Genomic DNA, 22,486 nt, shown 5'->3' with positions numbered 1-22,486 from the left:
CTGGCGCGTAAGGCCTTCTATCCTGGCACGCTGCCATTTCCGCTGCTGCATGTTGATACCGGCTGGAAATTCCGTGAAATGTACGAGTTCCGCGATCGCACGGTGAAAAACATGGGTGCCGAGCTGCTGGTTCACCGCAACCCGGAAGGTGTGGCGATGGGCATCAACCCGTTTGTGCACGGCAGCGCCAAGCACACCGACATCATGAAAACCGAAGGTCTGAAGCAGGCGCTGAACAAATACGGTTTTGATGCCGCTTTCGGCGGTGCGCGCCGTGATGAAGAGAAATCACGTGCCAAAGAGCGTATCTACTCGTTCCGCGATCGTTTCCACCGCTGGGACCCTAAAAACCAGCGTCCTGAGCTGTGGCACAACTACAACGGCCAGATTAACAAAGGCGAAAGCATCCGCGTGTTCCCGCTTTCCAACTGGACCGAGCTGGATATCTGGCAGTACATCTTCCTCGAAAACATCGAAATTGTGCCGCTCTACCTGGCTGCGCCGCGTCCGGTGCTGGAGCGCGACGGCATGTTAATGATGATTGATGACGATCGTATCGATCTGCAGCCAGGCGAAGTGATCAAGCAGCGCATGGTGCGTTTCCGCACCCTCGGCTGCTGGCCGCTGACCGGTGCGGTGGAGTCTGAAGCACAGACGCTGCCGGAAATTATTGAAGAGATGCTGGTCTCCACCACCAGTGAACGCCAGGGACGTGTGATTGACCGTGACCAGGCCGGTTCGATGGAAATGAAGAAACGTCAGGGTTATTTCTAAGGAGACGCAGATGAATACCGTAATTGCACAACAGATTGCCGATCAGGGCGGCGTAGAAGCCTGGCTGACCGCGCAACAACATAAAAGCCTGCTGCGTTTCCTGACCTGCGGTAGCGTGGACGACGGCAAAAGTACCTTGATTGGCCGTCTGCTGCACGATACGCGCCAGATTTATGAAGATCAGCTGTCATCACTGCATAACGACAGCAAACGTCACGGTACGCAAGGTGAGAAGCTGGATCTCGCGCTCCTGGTGGATGGCTTACAAGCCGAGCGCGAGCAGGGCATCACCATTGATGTGGCCTACCGCTACTTCTCCACCGAGAAGCGTAAGTTCATTATCGCCGACACGCCGGGACATGAGCAGTACACCCGTAATATGGCGACCGGTGCTTCGACCTGTGATTTAGCGATTCTGTTGATTGATGCGCGTAAAGGCGTGCTGGATCAAACCCGTCGTCACAGCTTTATCTCCACCCTGCTGGGGATCAAACACCTGGTAGTGGCCATCAACAAGATGGATTTGGTGGATTACAGCCAGGAAACCTACGAGCAGATTAAGCAGTCTTATCTTGATTTCGCAGAACAGCTGCCTGCCGATCTGGATATCCGCTTTGTGCCGATGTCTGCGCTGGAAGGGGATAACGTTGCGACGCCAAGCGTCACTATGCCTTGGTACAGCGGCCCAACGCTGCTTGATGTGCTGGAAACCGTTGAGCTAAACCGCGTGGTGGATCATCAACCGATGCGTTTCCCGGTGCAGTACGTGAACCGTCCGAACCTCGATTTCCGTGGCTATGCCGGGACGCTGGCATCGGGCACGGTGCAGGTGGGGCAGCGCGTCAAAGTGCTGCCATCTGGCGTGGAATCCACCGTCTCTCGCATCGTTACTTTTGATGGCGATCTGCAGGAAGCGGCGGCTGGTGAAGCGATTACGCTGGTGCTGAAGGATGAAATCGACATTAGCCGTGGCGATCTGCTGGTCGATGCCGGTGCCGACCTGCAAGCGGTGCAATCCGCTACCGTGGATGTGGTGTGGATGGCGGAACAGCCACTGCAGCCGGGCCAGAGCTATGAAGTGAAGATCGCGGGCAAGAAAGCGCGTGGACGTATCGAGAAGATCATTCATCAGGTTGAGATCAACACGCTGGAGAAACGTGCAGTAGAAAGCCTGCCGTTGAACGGTATTGGTCTGGTAGAAATCACCTTTGATGAGCCGATGGTGCTGGATGCCTATCAGCAGAACCCGGTTACCGGTGGCATGATCTTTATCGATCGTCTGAGCAACGTGACCGTGGGGGCGGGGATGATCAACCAACCGCAGACCGAAGCGCGTGCCCAGGCTGGTCAATTCAGTGATTTTGAGCTGGAGTTGAATGCGTTGGTGCGTCGTCACTTCCCGCACTGGAACGCTCGCGACCTGCTGGGTGGCAAGTAATGGCGCAACACGACGAAAACGTGGTGTGGCATGACCATCCTGTCACGCGGGAAGAGCGTGAGCAGCAGCACGGCCATCAAGGCGTGGTGCTGTGGTTCACCGGGCTTTCGGGCTCGGGAAAATCCACGGTGGCGGGTGCGCTGGAGCAGGCGCTGCACCGCGTAGGTGTCAGTACTTATCTGCTGGATGGGGATAACGTGCGCCACGGTCTGTGCCGTGACCTTGGTTTCAGCGATGACGACCGCAAAGAGAACATCCGGCGTGTAGGTGAAGTAGCGAAACTAATGGTGGATGCCGGGTTAGTGGTGTTAACCGCCTTTATTTCGCCCCATCGCGCTGAACGCCAGATGGTGCGCGAACTGCTCGGCGCAGGGCAGTTTGTTGAGGTTTTTGTTGATACCCCGTTGGCGGTGTGCGAAGCGCGCGATCCCAAAGGTTTATACAAAAAGGCCCGCGCCGGTGAATTACGCAATTTCACCGGCATTGACAGCGTTTATGAGGCACCAGACGCGCCAGAAATCCATCTTGATGGGGAACAATTGGTTACAAAACTGACCGCCCAATTGTTAGACCTCCTGCGTCACCGCGATATCATCAGATCCTGAACCGACAGCGGCAAATCTCTTGGGGTTTGCCGCGTTTTAGCGTCAACAGGATCTCTATGCAGAACGTTACCCCCATGCTGACACGCAAAGATGAACGCACCCCGGATGAGCCGATCTCATCGTTGCCGGGTGGCGTGATTGGCTTTCTCTCGTACTGGTGCGCACTGGCGATTCCGTTCATGCTCTACGGCTCCAACACGTTATTCTTCTTCCTGTATACGTGGCCGTTCTTCCTCGCGTTGTTGCCTGTATCTGTTCTGATCGGCATCGTACTTAGCCTGATGATTCGGGGCCGTCTCATCGTGAGCGGGGTGATCACCGCCATCGTCGTCGTGTGCCTTTTCTGGCTGTTGTTCTCATTTCTCTCTGGTTGGTAACACTCACCTGATGTGCAAACGCATCGGCAGGTTACAAAACTTTACCTGCCGTCCCGTTATTATTTGTACAGGCAACGGTCAATGCGCGGCATTTTCGCTGCGACTGTGGAGTCCTGTGCGAAGTTATGGGATGATTGGGCCGTTTTTCAGGGGGCGGGGATGGGAAAACTGACGCTACTGTTGCTCGTGCTGCTGGGATGGCTTCAATATTCTCTGTGGCTGGGTAAGAACGGTATTCATGATTATACGCGCGTCAATGAAGACGTCGCGTCACAACAGGCGAATAACGCCAAACTCAAAGCGCGTAACGATCAGCTGTTTGCCGAAATTGACGATCTCAATGGCGGTTCTGAAGCGATCGAGGAACGTGCACGCAATGAACTGGGCATGATTAAGCCCGGCGAGACTTTCTATCGCCTGGTGGCAGACCAGAACAAACGTAACGCGCAACAAGCTGCGCAAAATCAACAACGATAAACCATGAACAACCTCTCTTCCCTTGCGGATGTGATTGCCGTGGTGCCTGCCGCGGGCGTCGGCAGCCGCATGCAGGCTGCTTGCCCCAAACAGTATCTGACCATCGGTCAATTTACCCTTCTTGAACACAGCGTTGCGCGCTTACTGGCGCACCCAGCGGTGAAGCAAGTGATTGTGCCCATCAGCCCCGACGACGGCTGGTTCGACTCACTGCCTCTGGCGCAGGACCCGCGCATATTGCGCGTGACCGGCGGTGACACGCGCGCCGAATCGGTACTGGCCGGATTACAGGCGATTAAACACCACGAGTGGGTGCTGGTGCATGATGCGGCGCGTCCGTGCCTGCATCCTGATGACCTGGCGCGGCTGCTGGCGATTCGTGAATACAGTAAAGTCGGTGGAATCCTTGCGGCACCGGTGCGAGACACCATGAAGCGCGCTGAACCGGGCAAAACAGCCATTGCCCATACCGTTGAGCGCGAAGATTTATGGCACGCGCTGACGCCGCAATTTTTCCCGCATCCACTCCTGACCGCATGCCTGACGCGCGCCCTCGATGAAGGCGCTACCATTACTGATGAAGCCTCGGCGCTGGAATACTGCGGCTATCATCCAGAGTTGGTGAGCGGACGCAGTGACAATATCAAGGTGACGCGGCCAGAAGATCTGGCGCTGGCGGCCTTCTATCTAACTCAGATTGATTTAAAGGAGCGCGCATGATGCGTATCGGTCACGGTTTTGACGTTCACGCTTTTGGTGGCAAAGGTCCGTTGGTGATTGGCGGGGTGCGAATTCACTTCGAGCACGGTTTTATTGCCCATTCAGATGGTGATGTGGCGCTGCACGCGCTGACCGATGCCCTGCTGGGCGCGGTGGCGATGGGCGATATCGGCAAGCTCTTCCCGGATACCGATCCAGCATTCAAAGGTGCCGATAGCCGTGGCCTGCTGCGCGAAGCCTGGCGTCGTATCCAGTTGAAAGGCTATCGCATCGGCAACGTTGACGTCACCATCATCGCTCAGGCCCCGAAAATGTTGCCACATGTGCCACAAATGCGCGTCAACATCGCCGAAGATCTGGGTTGCCATATGGATGACGTAAACGTCAAAGCGACCACCACCGAAAAGCTTGGCTTTACCGGTCGCGGTGAAGGCATTGCCTGCGAAGCTGTGGCGCTGCTGGTAAAGGCTGATTAAGGATGAGTGAGCTGCTTTACCTGCATGGCGTACCGAGCGCAACGGGCGTCATCAAAGCCAATCCCGAAGATTTTGTGGTAATTGAGGATCTTGGCTATCCCTATGATGGCGAAGGTGAGCAGGTGCTGGTGCGCATCCGTAAAATCGGCTGCAACACTCGCTTTGTGGCGGAAGCCATCGCCAAATTTCTGGGTGTGCATCAGCGTGACATGAGCTATGCCGGCATGAAAGATCGTCATGCGGTGACGGAGCAGACGCTGTGTTTCCGGGTGCCGGGCAATGGCATGCCAAATCTGGCAGGCTTCCAGTTGGAAGGTGTCGAGATCCTGCAGGTGATCCGCCACAAGCGCAAACTGCGTACGGGCGCGTTGGCGGGAAATGCATTCCGTTTGGTCGTCAGGCAGGTTTCCGACCGCGCCGAGGTGGAAGGGCGACTGCAACGTATCCAGCAAGGCGGTGTGCCTAATTATTTTGGCGAACAGCGCTTTGGGCGCGGCGGTAATAACCTGACGCAGGCCAGGCTGTGGGGGGAAGAAAAATTCCGTCCACGCGATCGCAGCATGAAAGGTATTTTGTTATCTGCGGCGCGCAGCCACTTGTTCAATCAGGTGACCAGTGCACGTTTGCAACGTGATGGCGCGCTGGATCGCGTGCAAGTGGGTGACGCACTGCAACTGGCCGGGCGTGGCAGCTGGTTTGTGGCGCAGGCAGAAGAGCTGCCTGACTTACAGCAACGCGTGGATAATCATGGGTTGCGTATTACCGCACCGTTGCCGGGTCGCGGTGATTTAGGACCTCAGGGCGAGGCGCTGGCTTTTGAACAACAAGAGCTGGCTGCGGCCACGGATCTGCTGACATTGCTCGATCGCGAAAAAGTGGATGCTGCACGCCGCGCGATGCTGGTGGTGCCGAAAGATCTGAGCTGGAACTGGTGGGATGATGTGACGCTGGAAATGCAGTTCTGGTTGCCTGCCGGGAGTTTTGCCACCAGCGTGGTGCGTGAACTGCTGAGCAATGGTGCCGCTGCGCCTATCAGTGACGAATAAGCTTTTCATCTGTTCAATAGCCCGGCTTCAACGCCGGGTTTTTTCACGCTCCAGCTGCGCATTGTTGCGGCAAACGCCGTAAGTTCCGTGATTTACGTCTACCACTTCCCGCGCCTCACCGCTAGAATGCAAACATCCTTGCCTCTCATTTAGGGCGTCAGAACGATGACGATCTGGAGAGTCAGGGACCCGTTGAATGAACAAAGGTCAGGAACCGATGCGGATATTGCTCAGCAACGACGATGGTATTCATGCTCCCGGCATTCAGACGCTGGCTCGCGCTCTGCGTGAGTTTGCGGAAGTGCAGGTTGTCGCGCCCGATCGCAATCGTAGCGGCGCATCAAATTCCCTGACGCTGGAAACACCATTGCGCACCTTCACCCATGAAAACGGGGATATCGCGGTGCAGATGGGTACACCGACTGACTGCGTGTTTCTCGGGGTCAACAAACTGATGCAACCGCGCCCGGATATTGTGGTTTCGGGGATCAATGCCGGCCCCAATCTGGGTGATGACGTGATCTATTCCGGTACCGTAGCGGCGGCGATGGAAGGCCGTCATCTCGGATTGCCCGCGCTGGCTGTCTCACTGAATGGACATCAGCATTATGCTACCGCTGCCGCCGTGACCTGTACGCTGTTGCGTGCCTTGTCGCACACGCCGCTGCGTACTGGGCGTATCCTGAATATCAATGTGCCTGACGTGCCGTTAGCCGACATTAAAGGTTTTCGCGTCACGCGCTGCGGCAGTCGCCATCCTGCCGATCAGGTGATCTGTACTGAAGACCCGCGCGGCCACACGCTTTACTGGATTGGCCCACCAGGGGAAAAGCTTGATGCAGGCCCCGATACCGATTTCGCGGCGGTGGATGCGGGTTATGTCTCACTGACTGCACTGCATGTGGATTTGACGGCACACGCGGCGCAAGAGGTATTAAGTGACTGGCTGATCCAGGCTGAGGACACTCTGGCATGGTGAACCGGCGCATCGAAACGCTGTTAGAGCAACTGCGTGCACAAGGGATTCTCGATGAGCATTTGCTGAAAGCCATCGCAGATGTCCCGCGTGAACGCTTTATCGATGAGGCGTTTGAACACAAAGCCTGGGAAAACGTTGCGCTACCGATTGGTAACGGACAGACAATTTCACAGCCCTACATGGTCGCGCGCATGACGGCCTTGTTGGAACTGAACCCGGAATCGCGCGTGTTGGAAATTGGCACCGGTTCTGGCTATCAAACTGCCATTCTGGCACATCTGGTTAATCACGTTTATTCCGTGGAACGAATCAAAGGGTTGCAGTGGCAGGCCAAGCGTCGCCTCAAACAACTCGACCTGCATAATATCTCCACGCGACACGGCGACGGCTGGCAAGGCTGGGCGGCACGTGGGCCCTTTGACGCCATTATCGTCACGGCGGCTCCCCCTGAAATTCCGACTGCGCTGATAGCGCAATTAGGAGAGGGTGGCAGAATGGTGCTGCCAGTGGGCGAAGATCAGCAGGTGTTAAAGCGTTTACGTCGTCAGGGTGATGAATTTGTTGAAGAAATCATCGAGCCCGTCCGCTTTGTGCCGTTAGTTCAAGGCGATCTGGCCTGAGCCGTCGCTACGTAATTCTTCACAACTGTTACATGGCACGGCGCAGTTGATATTGTTACTATCCTTGTTAATCAATGCGAAAGACCGTTTTCAACCTACTCAGTAGTGAAAAATGTGGTCTTCGCGGTCATACAGTTTTATCCAGGATTGCCATAACGGGGGATCAATGAGCACGGGAAGCACAGTATTTCAATTACGCCGTTTGGCGGCACTTTCACTGGTCGGTTTTTGGTTGGCGGGCTGTAGCTCTGGCGACAATACCCAGGCACCGATTAGCCAGGTTGGCGGCGGTGGTGCGGACAGCGGTATGTCTTCTGCGCCGAGTGGCGGCATGCTCTCATCCCAGAACAGCACGGTGCCTGCCATGCCACACGGAGGAATGTTAAGCGGTGGTACACCATCGGCTGCGCCCTCAGGTGGAATGGTTAGTGGCAATAATAATGTTGTCACGCAAAATGGTCGCATCGTGTACAACCGAAATTATGGGAATATTCCTAAAGGCAGTTACGGTGGTGAGACTTACACCGTTAAACGCGGTGATACGCTTTTCTACATTGCCTGGATTACCGGCAATGACTTCCGCGACCTGGCGCAACGCAATAACGTCCCGGCCCCGTATGGCCTGGAAGCTGGGCAAGTTCTGCAGGTTGGCAACGGTAATGGCCAGACTATCACCGGTGGTAACGCGATAACCGCAGCGGACGCCACGCAGGGCGGAGTGCCGGTTGCATCCAACCAGACGCAAATTAAATCTGCCCCTGTTGCACAGCAACCTGTTATTACGTATTCTGATGATTCGGGTTCGTCAGGCAGTAAATTGCTGCCGTCGAAAGGGGCAAATAATGTGGCAACGACCACAGCTCCGGTTACCGCACCGCCCACAGTCAGCAGCACGACTAACAGCACAACACCAGTGGGAAGCTGGCGTTGGCCGACTGATGGGAAGATCATCGATAACTTCTCCGCTGCGGAAGGCGGAAACAAAGGGATCGATATCGCCGGTTCGCGTGGACAACCTGTCGTCGCCACTGCATCAGGACGAGTGGTATACGCAGGCAACGCGCTCCGTGGGTACGGTAATTTAATCATCATCAAACACAATGATGATTACCTGAGCGCCTACGCCCACAACGACTCTATGCTGGTCCGGGAACAACAGGAAGTTAAGGCGGGGCAAAAAATAGCTACCATGGGTAGCACCGGAACCAGTTCGGTAAGATTACATTTTGAAATTCGTTACAAGGGGAAATCCGTAAACCCGTTGCGTTATTTACCGCAGCGATAATCCGGCAGAACCTTGGTGTTCTGCCCTTGGATCACGGGTAGGAGCCGCTTATGAACCAGAATACGCTGAAAGTTAACGAGTTACATGAAGATGCGGAATTCGAGGAGAACGGAGCTGAGGTTTTTGATGAGAAGGCTCTCGTTGAGAACGAACCTGGTGATAGCGAAGTAGCTGAAGAAGAGCTGTTGTCACAGGGTGCGACGCAACGCGTTTTGGATGCGACGCAGCTTTACCTCGGTGAGATTGGTTACTCTCCTTTGTTAACGGCGGAAGAAGAAGTGTTCTTCGCTCGTCGTGCATTGCGAGGTGACATTCCTTCTCGCCGCCGCATGATAGAAAGTAATTTACGCCTGGTGGTGAAGATTGCCCGTCGTTATAGCAATCGTGGTCTGGCGTTGCTGGATCTGATTGAAGAGGGTAATCTCGGCCTCATCCGTGCCGTGGAGAAGTTTGACCCAGAACGTGGGTTCCGTTTCTCGACATATGCCACCTGGTGGATTCGTCAGACTATTGAACGGGCGATCATGAATCAAACCCGTACTATCCGTCTGCCGATCCACATCGTTAAAGAGTTAAATGTTTACCTGCGTACCGCGCGTGAACTTTCGCACAAGCTTGATCACGAGCCGAGTGCGGAAGAGATTGCCGAGCAGTTAGACAAGCCGGTTGATGACGTAAGCCGTATGCTGCGTCTCAATGAGCGTATTACCTCGGTTGACACACCGCTGGGTGGAGATTCCGAAAAAGCGCTGCTGGACATCCTGGCCGATGAGAAAGACAACGGTCCGGAAGACACCACGCAGGACGATGATATGAAACAAAGCATCGTTAAGTGGTTGTTTGAATTGAATGCCAAGCAGCGTGAAGTGCTGGCTCGTCGTTTCGGCCTGTTAGGCTATGAAGCGGCGACGCTGGAAGATGTAGGCCGTGAAATCGGGTTGACCCGTGAGCGTGTCCGTCAGATTCAGGTTGAAGGCCTGCGTCGTCTGCGTGAAATCTTGCAGACTCAGGGCCTCAACATTGAAGCACTGTTTCGTGAATAAGCCGTAACCGGCAATAAAAACGGTGACCTTTGGGTCACCGTTTTTTTGTGCGTGTTAGCTGGCGATTAGGCGGGTTGGCGGCGTTTTTATCCGTTGCTAACCCGCTATCAACTAGACCAGGGTCTTGAGACGGTAGATCCACTCCAATGCCTGTTTCGGTGTCAGGCTATCGGGATCCAGCGCTTCGAGTGCATCCACAGCAGGCGATGTCTCGGCGACCAGCAACTGCATCTGCGACCCTTCCACCGTAGAAGCTGCCGAGTGACCAGACAACGTTTCCAGCTCTTTCAGTTTGTTGCGCGCACGTTTAATCACGTCTTTTGGCACACCGGCCAATGCAGCAACGGCCAAACCGTAACTTTTACTGGCTGCACCATCTTGCACGCTGTGCATAAAGGCAATGGTATCGCCATGCTCCACCGCATCCAGATGGACGTTGACCACGCCTTCCATTTTCTCCGGTAGCGTGGTGAGTTCGAAGTAGTGCGTGGCGAACAGCGTCATCGCTTTGATGCGATTCGCCAGGCTTTCCGCACAGGCCCACGCTAGCGAGAGGCCATCGTAAGTTGAGGTGCCGCGTCCAATCTCGTCCATCAACACCAGACTGTTTTCTGTGGCGTTATGCAAGATATTGGCGGTTTCTGTCATCTCTACCATAAAGGTGGAACGCCCAGAAGCCAGGTCATCGGCAGCACCGACGCGGGTAAAGATGCGGTCAATTGGGCCAATCACGGTTTCTTCAGCAGGCACATAGCTGCCAATCCAGGCCATTAGGGCGATCAAGGCAGTTTGACGCATATAGGTGCTTTTACCGCCCATATTCGGGCCGGTAATGATCAACATGCGACGCTGGGCCGATAACGATAATGGGTTGGCGATGAACGGCTCTTTGAGCACCTGTTCTACCACCGGATGACGTCCAGCGGTAATACGAATGCCAGCTTTTTCCTGCAACACCGGGCGGCAGTAATTGAGTGTCCATGCGCGTTCTGCCAGGTTCGCCAACACATCCAACTCTGCCAACGCTGCAGCGCTGAGTTGCAGTGCTTCCAGATGCGGCATTAAGCGATCCAGTAATTCCTCATAAAGCCCTTTTTCCAGCGCCAGCGCTTTTCCTTTTGAAGTGAGGACTTTGTCTTCATACTCTTTCAGTTCAGGAATGATGTAACGCTCGGCATTTTTCAATGTCTGGCGGCGCACATAGTGAATCGGTACCTGGTGACTTTGACCGCGGCTGACCTGGATGTAATAGCCATGAATGGCATTGAAGCCGACTTTCAGCGTATCCAGCCCCAGTTTTTCACGTTCCCGAATCTCAAGACGATCAAGATAATCAGTGGCACCATCCGCCAGCGCACGCCACTCATCCAGCTCGGCATTGTAACCGGGCGCGATTACGCCACCGTCACGCACCAGCACTGGCGGTGATTCAATTACAGCCTGTTCGAGCAATTCGCGAAGCTCAGCAAAATCCCCCATCTGATTACGCAGCATCGCGAGTTGCGTCGATTCAACGCCCTCAAGCAGCTGGTTGAGTTCGGGAAGTTGCTGGAATGCATGGCGCATGCGGGCCAAATCACGTGGACGGGCGGTACGAAGTGCCAGACGCGCCAGAATACGCTCCAGGTCACCCACCTGACGCAACACCGGCTGCAGTTCCTGGCTCAGTGATTGCAGTTCTGCGATCGACTCCTGACGGCGGCTAATCGTGGTGACATCCCGTAGCGGCATATGCAGCCAGCGCTTCAGCATACGGCTGCCCATGGGGGTAACGGTTTTATCTAACACTGCCGCCAGCGTATTTTCGATGCCACCCGCCAGGTTCTGGGTGATCTCCAGATTACGACGCGTGGCGGCATCCATGATCACGCTATCCTGCTGGCGTTCCATACTGGCCGAGCGGATGTGTGGCAAAGCCGTGCGCTGGGTGTCTTTCACATACTGCAGCAAACAGCCCGCTGCACGTAGCGCTAAATGCGCCTGTTCAACACCAAAACCGCTGAGATCGCGCGTACCAAATTGCAGATTCAACTGCTGACGAGCGGTATCAATCTCATATTCCCACAGAGGACGACGGCGCAGGCCACGACGCTGATCAATCAGCATCATGGCCTGGAAATCTTCAGGGTAGAGCAGTTCGGCCGGATTGGTACGCTGCAGTTCAGCGGCCATGGTCTCCTGATCTGCGGGTTCACTCAGGCGAAAACGCCCTGAACTGATATCCAGCGTGGCATAGCCAAAACCGCGTGGGCTCTGGAATATGGCTGCCAACAGATTGTCCTGGCGCTCCTGCAACAACGCTTCATCACTGATGGTGCCTGGCGTGACAATACGTACTACTTTACGCTCAACCGGGCCTTTGCTCAGTGCCGGATCGCCAATCTGCTCACAGATCGCCACGGATTCACCGAGTTGTACCAGTTTTGCCAGATAACCTTCGACAGCATGGTAGGGCACGCCGGCCATGGGGATAGGTTCACCCGCTGATGCACCGCGTTTAGTGAGTGAGATCTCCAGTAGCTGCGATGCGCGTTTGGCATCGTCATAGAACAGCTCGTAGAAATCGCCCATCCGATAGAACAGCAGGATCTCAGGATGGTCGGCCTTCAGGCGCAGATATTGCTGCATCATGGGCGTGTGGCCAGTAAAGTCCATTTGCGCTGCTCCTTTCATCTCATTTTCACTCAAAATTAACTCTTTTGATGTTGGCAGCTGAGTCATGTCAGCCAGGGTAACGCGTTGTCCGGTGTGCGGACAACCAAAGCGCAGATACTAGCATTTTTGCCCGGTCGCCTTCATCAGCAAGCAACGGTTTCTGGCTGCCGACCTTAACAAATTGCGCTAAGGGATAAAAAGCAAAATCGGGAGATAAAGCGAAAGTGCAGAGCGGTTTCGCAAATTTACATTGCAACCCACTGAAATGGGCGGAAAGCAGCGTAAATTTAAGATATTGCTCTGTATCCCGCATGGCTGAACGATTACCATGTGGGCTTCCGGTTTCATCTGGCTTATGGATATCTAATGCGTTTTAAGGTTGCTTTTCTTCCGCTTATTGCCTTGCTTGCTGCCTGTAGTAGTAAGCCTGCACCCCAGCAGCAATCCGCCGTTGTGCCTGCACCAAAAGGTGGTTTTTTACTGGAACCTTCACACGCCGTTCAGCCGATGTTTGGTGATTTCGCTGGCAATCCGGCGGCTGAGCAGTTTATAGATCAAATGGTGGCAAAACACGGTTTCAACCGTGACCAGTTGCATGCCGTGATTGGCCAGGCGAAGCGTCTCGACTATGTGCTGCGCCTGATGGACCAACAGGCACCGAGCTATACGCCACCGACCGGGCCAAACGGCGCCTGGATCCGTTATCGCAACAAATTCATCACGCCGGATAATGTGCAGAATGGTGTGGCGTTCTGGAATCAATATCAGGACGCATTACAGCGTGCGCAGCAAGTTTATGGCGTGCCACCTGAAATCATTGTGGGGATCATTGGGGTTGAAACGCGTTGGGGCCGAGTGATGGGTAAAACGCGTTTGCTGGATGCACTGGCCACCCTATCCTTTAGCTATCCTCGCCGCGCGGCCTATTTCAGTAGCGAGCTGGAAACCTTCCTGTTGATGGCGCGCACGGAGCAGGATGATCCGCTGGATCTACGTGGCTCATTTGCCGGTGCAATGGGGTATGGCCAGTTTATGCCGTCTTCCTATAAACAGTATGCGGTCGACTTCAATGGTGATGGTCACATTAATCTGTGGGACCCGGTAGATGCCATCGGCAGCGTTGCGAACTACTTTAAAGAGCACGGCTGGCGTGCCGGTCAGAATGTTGCTGTTCCGGCCAGTGGCCAGGCACCTGCGTTGGAAAATGGCTTCAAAACCCTTTATCCGGTGAACACATTGATGGCAAGCGGCCTGACACCGCAGGGATCGTTGGATGGCAATAATCAGGCTAGTCTGCTGCGCCTCGATCTCGGTACCAGCTATCAATACTGGTTCGGTCTGCCAAACTTCTATGTCATTACGCGTTACAACCACAGTACGCACTATGCAATGGCCGTATGGCAACTGGGCGAAGCAGTAGCAAAAGCGCGGCAAGGCAATATGTTTTAATACTGTCCTTGTAAAGTGTAAGGGTATAAGATGGCGCCCCTTTTTGCGGTGCCATCTTCACTGCATGCTTATTTCCAAGGAACAATTATGACGACTTTACCCGCCTGCCCTGCGTGTCAGGCTGATTATACCTGGCAAGACGGTGACAACCTGAACTGCCCATCCTGTGGCCATATCTGGTCTATGTCCTCTGATGCTACCGCGGAAGGCTTAGTGGTGCGAGATGCCAATGGCAATCTACTGGCTGATGGCGACAGTGTGACCGTGGTGAAAGATCTTAAAGTGAAAGGCAGCTCTTCAACGCTGAAGATTGGCACCAAAGTCAAAAGCATTCGCCTCGTCGAGGGCGACCACAACATCGATTGCAAGATTGATGGTTTTGGTCCAATGAAGCTCAAATCAGAATTCGTGAAAAAGAATTGATAGCAGGACGGCGGATGGCCGTCCTGTGCTGTCCTCACATCAGTAAACGATCGATAGCTTCACATTGCTCAGCCGTCAGTTCACCGCCAAAATTGCGTGAGTGACTGCTCATTGAATCAAACTTGCGGGCGACTGCGGTTTTGATGGTAGTCACGAAGTCATCGCCAATGGTGTAAATCACCATCAGTTCTCCGATACGTTGCTGGATCTGCGTCAGTTTATTTAACTCCCCCGCGCGCCAGGCTTGCATCGCCTCAGCAAATAACTCCGGCACGATATTGTTCAGCCCGGAGATCACACCTGCGCCGCCTGCCAGCAGATTAGGCAGCAAATATTCGTCATAACCCGACAGTACGGTGAAATCACTGCGCACCTTTTTAGTTTCTTCAATTAATGCCCGGTTATGAGACAAGCAATCCATTGTGTCTTTAATACCGATAAACTGCGGCAGCTCTGAAGCTAACTCTGCCACTAACGCCGGTGTCAGATCACAGCCGGTTCGGGCTGGAAAATTATAGGCAAACCACTTGCCACCCAACTGTTTATCCAGCGATTTAAAGTAACTCAGCAGCTGCTTTGGCGTCTGGCCATAATAGTAGGGCGGCAATACCATCACGGCATCATAGCCGTTTTGCCAGGCTGCCTCGGCCAGTTGTAACATATCGGGAATGCAGGTACTGGAGACATTCGCCACCATGCTCAGTGGAGACAGCGAGCGAGCCTCGCGAATCAGCTGGAGCCTTTCCTGTTGGGTCAGTGAAGCAAATTCACCGATGCTGCCCATCAGCAGCAAGGTGTCAATTCCCGATGTGCTCAGACGCGCGAAGTGGCGGCCTAACGCATCAATATCCAGTTTATTGTGTTGATCAAAAGGGGTCACTGACGGACACCAGACGCCCGCGAGTTCAGGTTGTGCAGCCATAGCGCTCTCCTTTAATTAAAAATGAAACATTGTTTTAACTTAGGGGGCCTGAACTATTTGTACCAGTGCTAAAACGTAAAAAGGTGAGACATCGCACTTTTCTCTTCTTGTTCTCAAAGGAAATAAAGCTAGTGTGAGGCACTTCAGCCTGACAGGAGCGTTGACATGCAAGACTGGAATCCACAGCTGTACCGCCAATTTGAATCGGAGCGCACGCGTCCCGCGCGTGAACTGTTAGATCGTATCCCTGATATTCACGTGCATTATGCCACCGACCTCGGTTGTGGCCCCGGCAATAGCACTGAACTGCTGGCGCAGAAATGGCCGGATGCGCAGATCACGGGCATCGATAGTTCCGCTGCAATGCTGGAACAGGCGCAGGCGCGTCTGCCCTCCAGCACTTTTTTGCAGGCGGATATTCGCACCTGGGAGGCCGCACAGCCTCAGCAGGTCATTTATGCCAATGCTTCTCTGCAATGGCTGACTGACCATCAGACGCTGCTGCCGCACCTGGTTAATCAACTGGATGTTGGCGGAGCATTAGCTGTACAGATGCCAGACAACCTGGAAGAGCCGTCACACCGCTTTATGCGTGAGGTTGCCGCCCGCGAACGCTGGCAGGATCTCATTTCTCCTCAGGCGGCAGATCGGAAACGCCTGTTGTCGACCGAAAACTACTTTGATTTGCTGGGAGATGCAGGTTGCCGGGTGGATATTTGGCGCACGACCTATTACCACCCGATGGCCGATGCGCAAGGCATTATCACCTGGCTAAAAGCGACCGGTTTGCGTCCTTTCCTCGCCGGGCTGGATGAAAAACAACAGGCAGATTTTCTTGATGACTATCATCAAGCGTTAATTCCTGCCTATCCCGCTCGCAGTAACGGCCAGGTTTTGCTGGCGTTCCCGCGATTGTTTATGGTTGCGGTGAAAACGCGCTGAGCAAGCTGAGATCTTCGCTGTAAAATGGCGTGGTAGTGGTTGAAAAGAGCTTCCTGCCACACCATTTATTGCTAACGTGAAGCGCCATAACAGGAGAGGGCGATGAACGACCAACAGTTACAGCAGTTGAGCCAGCGCATTGGTGAACAGCTAAAAGCGCGCCAGGCAACAGTAACAGCCGCGGAATCTTGTACCGGTGGCTGGATTGCCAAAGTCTTTACTGACATTAGCGGTAGCTCTGCCTGGTTTGAGCGTGGCTTTGTGACTTACAGCAATGAAGCCAAACAACAGATGGTGGCGGTGCAAGCCACTACGCTGGCACAGTTTGGCGCGGTGAGCGAGCAAACGGTACGCGAAATGGCGCGAGGGGCCTGCAATGCGGCCGCTGCTGAATATGGCATCGCCGTCAGTGGTATTGCCGGACCAGATGGGGGCTCGGAGGAGAAGCCAGTGGGCACGGTTTGGTTTGCGATTGCAGGGCCGGATGGCCGCGTACTGACGCAGCGGCAGAACTTTTCCGGAGACCGCGATGCGGTGCGCCGTCAGTCCGTCTGCTGGGCACTGCAAACGCTGCTTGATGAATTTCTGACAAATTAAACTTGATACTGTATGGTCATACAGTATAATTACCGGCAACAGAACGAGCAGGCACACAATGATGTCGGCTTACCCAGCATGATTAGGAGTGGAAATGGCGATTGACGAGAACAAACAGAAAGCTTTAGCAGCCGCGCTGGGCCAGATTGAGAAACAATTTGGTAAAGGCTCGATCATGCGCCTGGGTGAAGACCGCTCGATGGATGTTGAAACCATCTCAACCGGTTCACTTTCACTCGATATCGCATTGGGTGCCGGTGGTTTGCCAATGGGCCGTATCGTTGAGATTTATGGACCAGAATCTTCCGGTAAAACTACGCTGACGCTGCAGGTTATTGCCGCGGCACAGCGCAAAGGTAAAACCTGTGCCTTTATTGATGCCGAGCACGCCCTTGACCCGGTGTACGCCAAGAAACTGGGCGTAGATATCGATAACCTGCTGTGTTCACAGCCGGATACCGGTGAACAGGCGCTGGAAATCTGTGATGCGCTGGCACGCTCGGGTGCAGTAGACGTCATCATTGTTGACTCCGTTGCTGCATTGACGCCAAAAGCTGAAATCGAAGGCGAAATCGGTGATTCGCACATGGGGCTGGCAGCCCGTATGATGAGCCAGGCGATGCGTAAACTGGCCGGTAACCTGAAACAATCCAACACGTTACTGATCTTCATCAACCAGATTCGTATGAAGATTGGTGTGATGTTCGGTAACCCAGAAACCACCACCGGTGGTAACGCGCTGAAATTCTATGCTTCTGTTCGTCTTGATATCCGCCGTATCGGTGCGATCAAAGAGGGCGATGAAGTGGTGGGGAGCGAAACCCGTGTGAAAGTGGTGAAGAATAAAATTGCTGCACCCTTCAAGCAGGCTGAATTCCAGATCATGTACGGCGAAGGCATCAACACCTTTGGTGAGCTGGTGGATCTCGGCGTGAAACACAAGCTGGTTGAGAAAGCCGGTGCATGGTACAGCTATAACGGTGAGAAGATTGGTCAAGGTAAAGCAAACTCGACTAACTTCCTGAAAGAGAATCCAGCGATTGCCAACGAGATTGACAAAAAGCTGCGTGATTTGCTGCTGACCGGTGCCACAGCAGACGCGGGTGCTGCGGACATCCCGACAGGGGATTACGAAGAAGCCAGCGAAACCAACGAAGATTTCTAACATACCGACGGGAGCAGCCATGCTCCCGTTTTGCTTTTCCCCGCTTGTGCTTCCCCTCGACTCCTTCTTGCTTTACCCTGCGCCACAGATAAACCAAGGTAAGACATATGCCATCATCATCTCCTGCGGCATCTGAGCCGACATTCTCTCGTTTGCTGGATCGCGCAATGCGCATATTGGCGCAACGCGACCATAGCCGTGACGAACTGAAACGCAAGCTGCAGCTCTCTTCACAACGCGCGGCATATATGCAACAACAGGATCATGTGCCCATCGCCGTTGAGTTGCTGGAGAAAGTGCTCGATTGGTGTCAGGAGAGCGGTTGGCTCAACGACCAACGCTTTACCGAACGCTTTATTCAGAGCCGTGCCCGTAAAGGCTATGGGCCACAGCGTGTACGCATGGAACTACAGCAAAAAGGCATCAGTCGCGAGGAGATCGACCAGGCATTATTTGCTACCGAAATCGACTGGAGCCAATGTGCAGCCGATCTGGCCAAGCGTAAGTTCGGTGATCCATTACCGCAAACCTGGGCTGAGAAGGGCAAAGTACAGCGCTTTTTGATGTCAAAAGGCTTTATGATGGAAGATATTCAGGCCGTTTTCAGAAATTTTGACAGCTGAAAGGCAATGGGATTTTACTTCCCACTGAAGAAAATTTATCTTATTCCCACTTTTTGTTCCTCAATCAGCGGTGAGCCTGCAGTTGCAGTTTGCCAGCGAAAGGGAACGTTCGTTAGCGTGATTCCAGGAATTATATGAGCAAGAGCACTGCTGAGATCCGTCAAGCGTTTCTCGACTTTTTTCATAGCAAGGGACATCAGGTTGTAGCCAGCAGCTCCCTCGTACCGAACAACGACCCGACGTTACTGTTTACCAACGCCGGGATGGTGCAGTTTAAAGACGTTTTCCTCGGTCAGGATAAGCGCGACTATGCACGCGCGACCACGTCTCAGCGTTGTGTACGTGCCGGTGGCAAGCACAATGACCTGGAGAACGTAGGTTACACTGCACGTCACCATACCTTCTTTGAAATGTTGGGCAATTTCAGCTTTGGCGATTACTTCAAGAAAGAAGCGATTGCTTATGCCTGGGAACTGCTGACGGGTGAGCAGTGGTTCAAGCTGCCAAAAGATCGTCTGTGGGTGACCGTTTACGAAACCGACGATGAAGCCTTTGAAATCTGGGCTAACGACGTCGGCGTACCGCGCGAACGTATTATTCGCATTGGCGATAATAAAGGCAGTGCCTACGCTTCTGATAACTTCTGGCAGATGGGTGATACCGGTCCATGCGGCCCGTGCACCGAAATTTTCTACGATCATGGCGATCATATCTGGGGCGGTCCTCCGGGCAGCCCGGAAGAGGATGGCGATCGCTATATTGAGATCTGGAACATCGTCTTCATGCAGTTCAACCGTCAGGCTGACGGCACCATGCAACCCTTGCCAAAACCGTCAGTGGACACCGGCATGGGTCTGGAACGTATCGCCGCGGTACTGCAGCACGTTAACTCCAACTATGAAATCGATCTGTTTGCCAAGCTGATTAAATCTGTTGCGCAGGTAACAGGTGCAACAGATCTGAATAACAAATCGCTGCGCGTTATCGCCGACCATATTCGTTCCTGTGCTTTCCTGATTGCTGATGGTGTGATCCCATCTAATGAAAACCGTGGCTACGTGTTGCGTCGTATCATTCGTCGAGCGGTGCGTCACGGCAACATGTTAGGCGCCAAAGAAGCCTTCTTCTATAAACTGGTTGCGCCACTGATTGACGTGATGGGTGATGCAGGTGAAGACCTGAAACGCCAGCAGAAGCACGTTGAAAATGCGCTGAAAAATGAAGAAGAGCAGTTTGCTAAGACGCTGGAACGTGGTCTGGCATTGCTGGATGACGAGCTGGCCAAGCTGCAAGGCGATACGCTGGATGGCGAAACCGTGTTCCGTCTGTATGACACCTTTGGTTTCCCTGCAGACTTAACCGCAGACGTTTGCCGCGAGCGCAATCTGAAGATTGATGAAGCCGGTTTTGAAACTGCCATGGAACAGCAGCGCCAGCGTGCGCGTGAAGCCAGTGGCTTTGGTGCCGACTACAACAGCGTAATCCGTTTTGATACGGCCACCGAGTTCAAAGGCTATGATCAACTGCAGTTGGACGCGACCGTACAGGCGTTGTTCGTTGACGGCCAACAGGTTGAAGAAATCACTGCAGGTCAGGATGCGGTAGTGATTCTGAACGAAACGCCATTCTATGGTGAATCCGGCGGCCAAGTGGGCGACACCGGTGTCCTCGCTGGGCAGAATGCTGAATTTAGCGTCCAGGATACCCAGAAGTATGGCAAAGCCTTCGGTCATATCGGTAAGCTGAAACAAGGTCAATTGCGCGTGGGCGATCGCTTAAATGCGCAGGTGGATGAAGAGCGTCGTGCTCGCATCATTCTGAACCACTCAGCAACCCACCTGATGCATTCCGCGTTGCGTGAAGTGTTAGGCGATCATGTTGGGCAGAAAGGCTCACTGAATAACGACAAATATCTGCGTTTCGATTTCTCGCATACTGAAGCGATGAAGCCTGAGCAGATTCGTGCTGTTGAGGATATTGTTAACACGCAGATTCGCCGCAACCTGCTGATTCAGACCGATGTTATGGATCTGGATGAGGCGAAAACGCGCGGTGCAACAGCGCTGTTTGGCGAGAAGTATGAGCAGCGTGTTCGTGTAGTGAGCATGGGTGAATTCTCCGTCGAGTTGTGTGGTGGTACACACGCGGCACGTACCGGTGATATCGGCTTGTTCCGTATCCAATCTGAGTCAGGTACCGCTGCTGGCGTTCGCCGCATCGAAGCGCTGACCGGTGAGGGTGCGATTGCACAGCTACATGCGCAGAGTGACCAGTTGTCTGATATTGCTAATGTGGTGAAAGCCAACAGCAGTAATCTGAATGAAAAAGTTCGCGGTCTGGTTGATAACGTGCGTGCGCTGGAGAAAGAGCTGCAACAGCTGCGTGATCAGCAAGCTGCGCAGGAAAGTGCATCACTAAGCAGCAAAGCCGTGGATGTGAAAGGGACGAAGCTGCTGGTCAGTGAGCTCAGCAATGTCGAACCGAAAATGCTGCGCATCATGATGGACGATCTGAAGAATCAGCTGGGTTCTGCCATCATTGTGCTGGCTACCGTCGCAGAAGGTAAAGTTTCGCTGATTGCTGGCGTCACAAAAGACCTGACCGATCGTGTTAAGGCGGGTGAGTTGGTGGGCGAACTGGCTGCACAGGTCGGGGGTAAAGGCGGTGGGCGTCCAGATATGGCTCAGGCTGGGGGCACCAATCCTCAGGCGCTGGCTGGGGCGCTGGCTGGCGTGCCGGACTGGGTGAGTAACCGACTGTAACGAAATAAAGCGAAGCATCGTGAAGAGCGCCAGCACCCCGAGTACTGGCGCTTTTTATCGCGATGTGCACCCGTAAATGACAAAGTCCGGTTGATGTGGTGTATTTCGGCTAAACTAACTATCAGCAGAATGTATTGGCGTGGCGATGCACAATGGTGTATTTGTCATAGGCATTGTTCAGCGTTATATGATGGATATGGCCGGGAGATCGAACAGGCCCGACTCTTTTAATCTTTCAAGGAGCAAAGAATGCTTATTCTAACTCGTCGAGTTGGTGAAACCCTCATGATTGGCGATGAGGTGACTGTAACGGTGCTGGGTGTCAAAGGTAACCAGGTACGTATTGGCGTCAACGCGCCTAAAGAAGTTTCGGTGCATCGCGAAGAGATCTATCAGCGCATTCAGGCCGAAAAAACTCAGCAAACGAGTTACTAACGGATTCAGCGCCTCGCCATCGTGCGAGGCGCTACCGCTTTTCTTCACTTCCGTCTCTTTTCTCCCCCTTTGTTCTCAATTTCTTTCTTCCCATTTTGTTAACTGCAACGCGCTTTCGCTGTTGATTAATCACTCTTTTTGTCGGCAAAACACCCTAATTGCGCGTCATTTGTGCAAACAAACAGTTATCAAGAAAAAGTCGGGAAAAATTGTTTGACTTATAAGTGCGGGAAAGTAATATGTGCGCCACGCAGTGCCGATGAGCAGAAACAAAGTTCAAAAGCACAGGCAGTAAGAAAGCGTAAGGTGAGGTGGCCGAGAGGCTGAAGGCGCTCCCCTGCTAAGGGAGTATGCGGTCAAAAGCTGCATCCGGGGTTCGAATCCCCGCCTCACCGCCATTTCCGATGCATCCATAGCTCAGCTGGATAGAGTACTCGGCTACGAACCGAGCGGTCGGAGGTTCGAATCCTCCTGGATGCACCATTCGGAAAGATGAAGTAAGAGTGAACGAGCAGTTCCTTTCATGGTGAGTTGTTAGCACCCTGCGTTATACAAGAATTATTTCAATGCATCCATAGCTCAGCTGGATAGAGTACTCGGCTACGAACCGAGCGGTCGGAGGTTCGAATCCTCCTGGATGCACCATTCTTCGTATCATTCCCAGGTTGACTTG

General features: G+C 53.7%; 22 protein-coding genes and 3 tRNA genes. 23 read left to right on the top strand and 2 right to left on the bottom strand.

Features of this window, described 5'->3' with window-relative positions:
* The 12 genes from cysD to rpoS all read left to right on the top strand — a co-directional run.
* A partial coding sequence (gene cysD, locus PSSD_RS21735; RefSeq protein WP_058973652.1) for a sulfate adenylyltransferase subunit CysD occupies positions 1-774 on the top strand: 774 nt, incomplete at its 5' end.
* 10 nt (positions 775-784) lie between these two features.
* Positions 785-2,212: a sulfate adenylyltransferase subunit CysN gene (gene cysN, locus PSSD_RS21730; RefSeq protein ID WP_058973651.1), complete on the top strand. Its 1,428-nt coding sequence runs from the start codon at positions 785-787 to the stop codon at positions 2,210-2,212.
* Entirely contained in the window at positions 2,212-2,817 is a 606-nt protein-coding gene (gene cysC / locus PSSD_RS21725) for an adenylyl-sulfate kinase (RefSeq protein ID WP_058973650.1), read from the top strand. The genes cysN and cysC overlap by 1 nt, the downstream gene beginning before the upstream one ends.
* 56 nt (positions 2,818-2,873) lie before the next feature.
* Entirely contained in the window at positions 2,874-3,194 is a 321-nt protein-coding gene (locus PSSD_RS21720) for a DUF3561 family protein (protein WP_039330753.1), read from the top strand.
* 159 nt (positions 3,195-3,353) lie between these two features.
* Complete coding sequence (gene ftsB / locus PSSD_RS21715) at positions 3,354-3,671, top strand: cell division protein FtsB (RefSeq protein WP_039330755.1); 318 nt, start codon at positions 3,354-3,356, stop codon at positions 3,669-3,671.
* 3 nt (positions 3,672-3,674) lie between these two features.
* Positions 3,675-4,391: a 2-C-methyl-D-erythritol 4-phosphate cytidylyltransferase gene (gene ispD, locus PSSD_RS21710; RefSeq protein WP_058973649.1), complete on the top strand. Its 717-nt coding sequence runs from the start codon at positions 3,675-3,677 to the stop codon at positions 4,389-4,391.
* Positions 4,391-4,867, top strand: a complete 477-nt coding sequence (ispF, locus tag PSSD_RS21705) for a 2-C-methyl-D-erythritol 2,4-cyclodiphosphate synthase (RefSeq protein ID WP_058973653.1) — start codon at positions 4,391-4,393, stop codon at positions 4,865-4,867. Before ispD ends, ispF begins: the two co-directional genes overlap by 1 nt.
* A 2-nt stretch (positions 4,868-4,869) precedes the next feature.
* Positions 4,870-5,913, top strand: a complete 1,044-nt coding sequence (gene truD / locus PSSD_RS21700) for a tRNA pseudouridine(13) synthase TruD (RefSeq protein ID WP_058973648.1) — start codon at positions 4,870-4,872, stop codon at positions 5,911-5,913.
* 217 nt (positions 5,914-6,130) lie between these two features.
* The gene (gene surE / locus PSSD_RS21695) at positions 6,131-6,892 is read left to right on the top strand and encodes a 5'/3'-nucleotidase SurE (RefSeq protein WP_039330834.1); all 762 of its coding nucleotides are present in this window, start codon (positions 6,131-6,133) and stop codon (positions 6,890-6,892) included.
* The gene (locus PSSD_RS21690; protein WP_039330762.1) at positions 6,886-7,512 is read left to right on the top strand and encodes a protein-L-isoaspartate(D-aspartate) O-methyltransferase; all 627 of its coding nucleotides are present in this window, start codon (positions 6,886-6,888) and stop codon (positions 7,510-7,512) included. Before surE ends, PSSD_RS21690 begins: the two co-directional genes overlap by 7 nt.
* 166 nt (positions 7,513-7,678) lie before the next feature.
* Positions 7,679-8,797 carry a murein hydrolase activator NlpD gene (gene nlpD, locus PSSD_RS21685; RefSeq protein WP_058973647.1) on the top strand — a complete coding sequence of 373 codons (1,119 nt, stop codon included), beginning with the start codon at positions 7,679-7,681 and terminating at the stop codon, positions 8,795-8,797.
* Positions 8,798-8,847: 50 nt separating this feature from the next.
* A complete protein-coding gene (rpoS, locus tag PSSD_RS21680) occupies positions 8,848-9,840 on the top strand; it encodes an RNA polymerase sigma factor RpoS (RefSeq protein ID WP_039330767.1) in 993 nt (330 codons plus the stop codon).
* A 111-nt stretch (positions 9,841-9,951) separates the two neighbouring features.
* Here the strand turns inward: rpoS and mutS are convergent, their stop codons facing one another.
* Complete coding sequence (gene mutS / locus PSSD_RS21675; RefSeq protein WP_439654612.1) at positions 9,952-12,513, bottom strand: DNA mismatch repair protein MutS; 2,562 nt, start codon at positions 12,511-12,513, stop codon at positions 9,952-9,954.
* 348 nt (positions 12,514-12,861) lie between these two features.
* Here mutS and mltB point away from each other — a divergent pair, with 348 nt between their 5' ends.
* Together mltB and PSSD_RS21665 are read left to right on the top strand one after the other, a co-directional pair.
* Positions 12,862-13,944 carry a lytic murein transglycosylase B gene (gene mltB / locus PSSD_RS21670; protein WP_058973645.1) on the top strand — a complete coding sequence of 361 codons (1,083 nt, stop codon included), beginning with the start codon at positions 12,862-12,864 and terminating at the stop codon, positions 13,942-13,944.
* Between the two features lie 87 nt (positions 13,945-14,031).
* The gene (locus tag PSSD_RS21665) at positions 14,032-14,367 is read left to right on the top strand and encodes a zinc ribbon domain-containing protein YjdM (RefSeq protein WP_058973644.1); all 336 of its coding nucleotides are present in this window, start codon (positions 14,032-14,034) and stop codon (positions 14,365-14,367) included.
* A gap of 34 nt (positions 14,368-14,401) precedes the next feature.
* On the opposite strand, the gene PSSD_RS21660 is transcribed toward PSSD_RS21665, so the two are convergent.
* Entirely contained in the window at positions 14,402-15,289 is an 888-nt protein-coding gene (locus PSSD_RS21660; RefSeq protein ID WP_058973643.1) for a dihydrodipicolinate synthase family protein, read from the bottom strand.
* Positions 15,290-15,454: 165 nt separating this feature from the next.
* Here PSSD_RS21660 and tam point away from each other — a divergent pair, with 165 nt between their 5' ends.
* The 9 genes from tam (at position 15,455) to PSSD_RS21615 (ending at position 22,458) form a co-directional block, all read left to right on the top strand.
* Complete coding sequence (tam, locus tag PSSD_RS21655; RefSeq protein WP_039330779.1) at positions 15,455-16,231, top strand: trans-aconitate 2-methyltransferase; 777 nt, start codon at positions 15,455-15,457, stop codon at positions 16,229-16,231.
* 102 nt (positions 16,232-16,333) lie between these two features.
* Positions 16,334-16,828, top strand: a complete 495-nt coding sequence (pncC, locus tag PSSD_RS21650) for a nicotinamide-nucleotide amidase (RefSeq protein ID WP_039330780.1) — start codon at positions 16,334-16,336, stop codon at positions 16,826-16,828.
* Positions 16,829-16,922: 94 nt separating this feature from the next.
* Positions 16,923-17,993 carry a recombinase RecA gene (gene recA / locus PSSD_RS21645; protein ID WP_039330782.1) on the top strand — a complete coding sequence of 357 codons (1,071 nt, stop codon included), beginning with the start codon at positions 16,923-16,925 and terminating at the stop codon, positions 17,991-17,993.
* Between the two features lie 107 nt (positions 17,994-18,100).
* Positions 18,101-18,616, top strand: a complete 516-nt coding sequence (locus tag PSSD_RS21640; RefSeq protein WP_235589267.1) for a regulatory protein RecX — start codon at positions 18,101-18,103, stop codon at positions 18,614-18,616.
* A 134-nt stretch (positions 18,617-18,750) separates the two neighbouring features.
* Positions 18,751-21,378 (top strand): alanine--tRNA ligase, encoded by a 2,628-nt coding sequence (alaS, locus tag PSSD_RS21635; RefSeq protein ID WP_039330786.1) that lies wholly within the window; start codon positions 18,751-18,753, stop codon positions 21,376-21,378.
* Positions 21,379-21,627: 249 nt separating this feature from the next.
* Positions 21,628-21,813, top strand: coding sequence for a carbon storage regulator CsrA (gene csrA, locus PSSD_RS21630; protein ID WP_004155916.1), 186 nt, complete (start codon positions 21,628-21,630; stop codon positions 21,811-21,813).
* A gap of 305 nt (positions 21,814-22,118) precedes the next feature.
* Positions 22,119-22,211: transfer RNA gene (locus PSSD_RS21625), tRNA-Ser, on the top strand.
* An 8-nt stretch (positions 22,212-22,219) separates the two neighbouring features.
* Positions 22,220-22,296: transfer RNA gene (locus PSSD_RS21620), tRNA-Arg, on the top strand.
* Between the two features lie 85 nt (positions 22,297-22,381).
* Positions 22,382-22,458, top strand: a tRNA-Arg gene (locus PSSD_RS21615).
* Positions 22,459-22,486: the final 28 nt, after the last annotated feature.

Source organism: Type-D symbiont of Plautia stali (assembly GCF_001485335.1).
Classification (GTDB): Bacteria; Pseudomonadota; Gammaproteobacteria; order Enterobacterales; family Enterobacteriaceae; genus Pantoea; species Pantoea vagans_C.
This window is presented reverse-complemented; position numbering and strand designations above follow the sequence as displayed.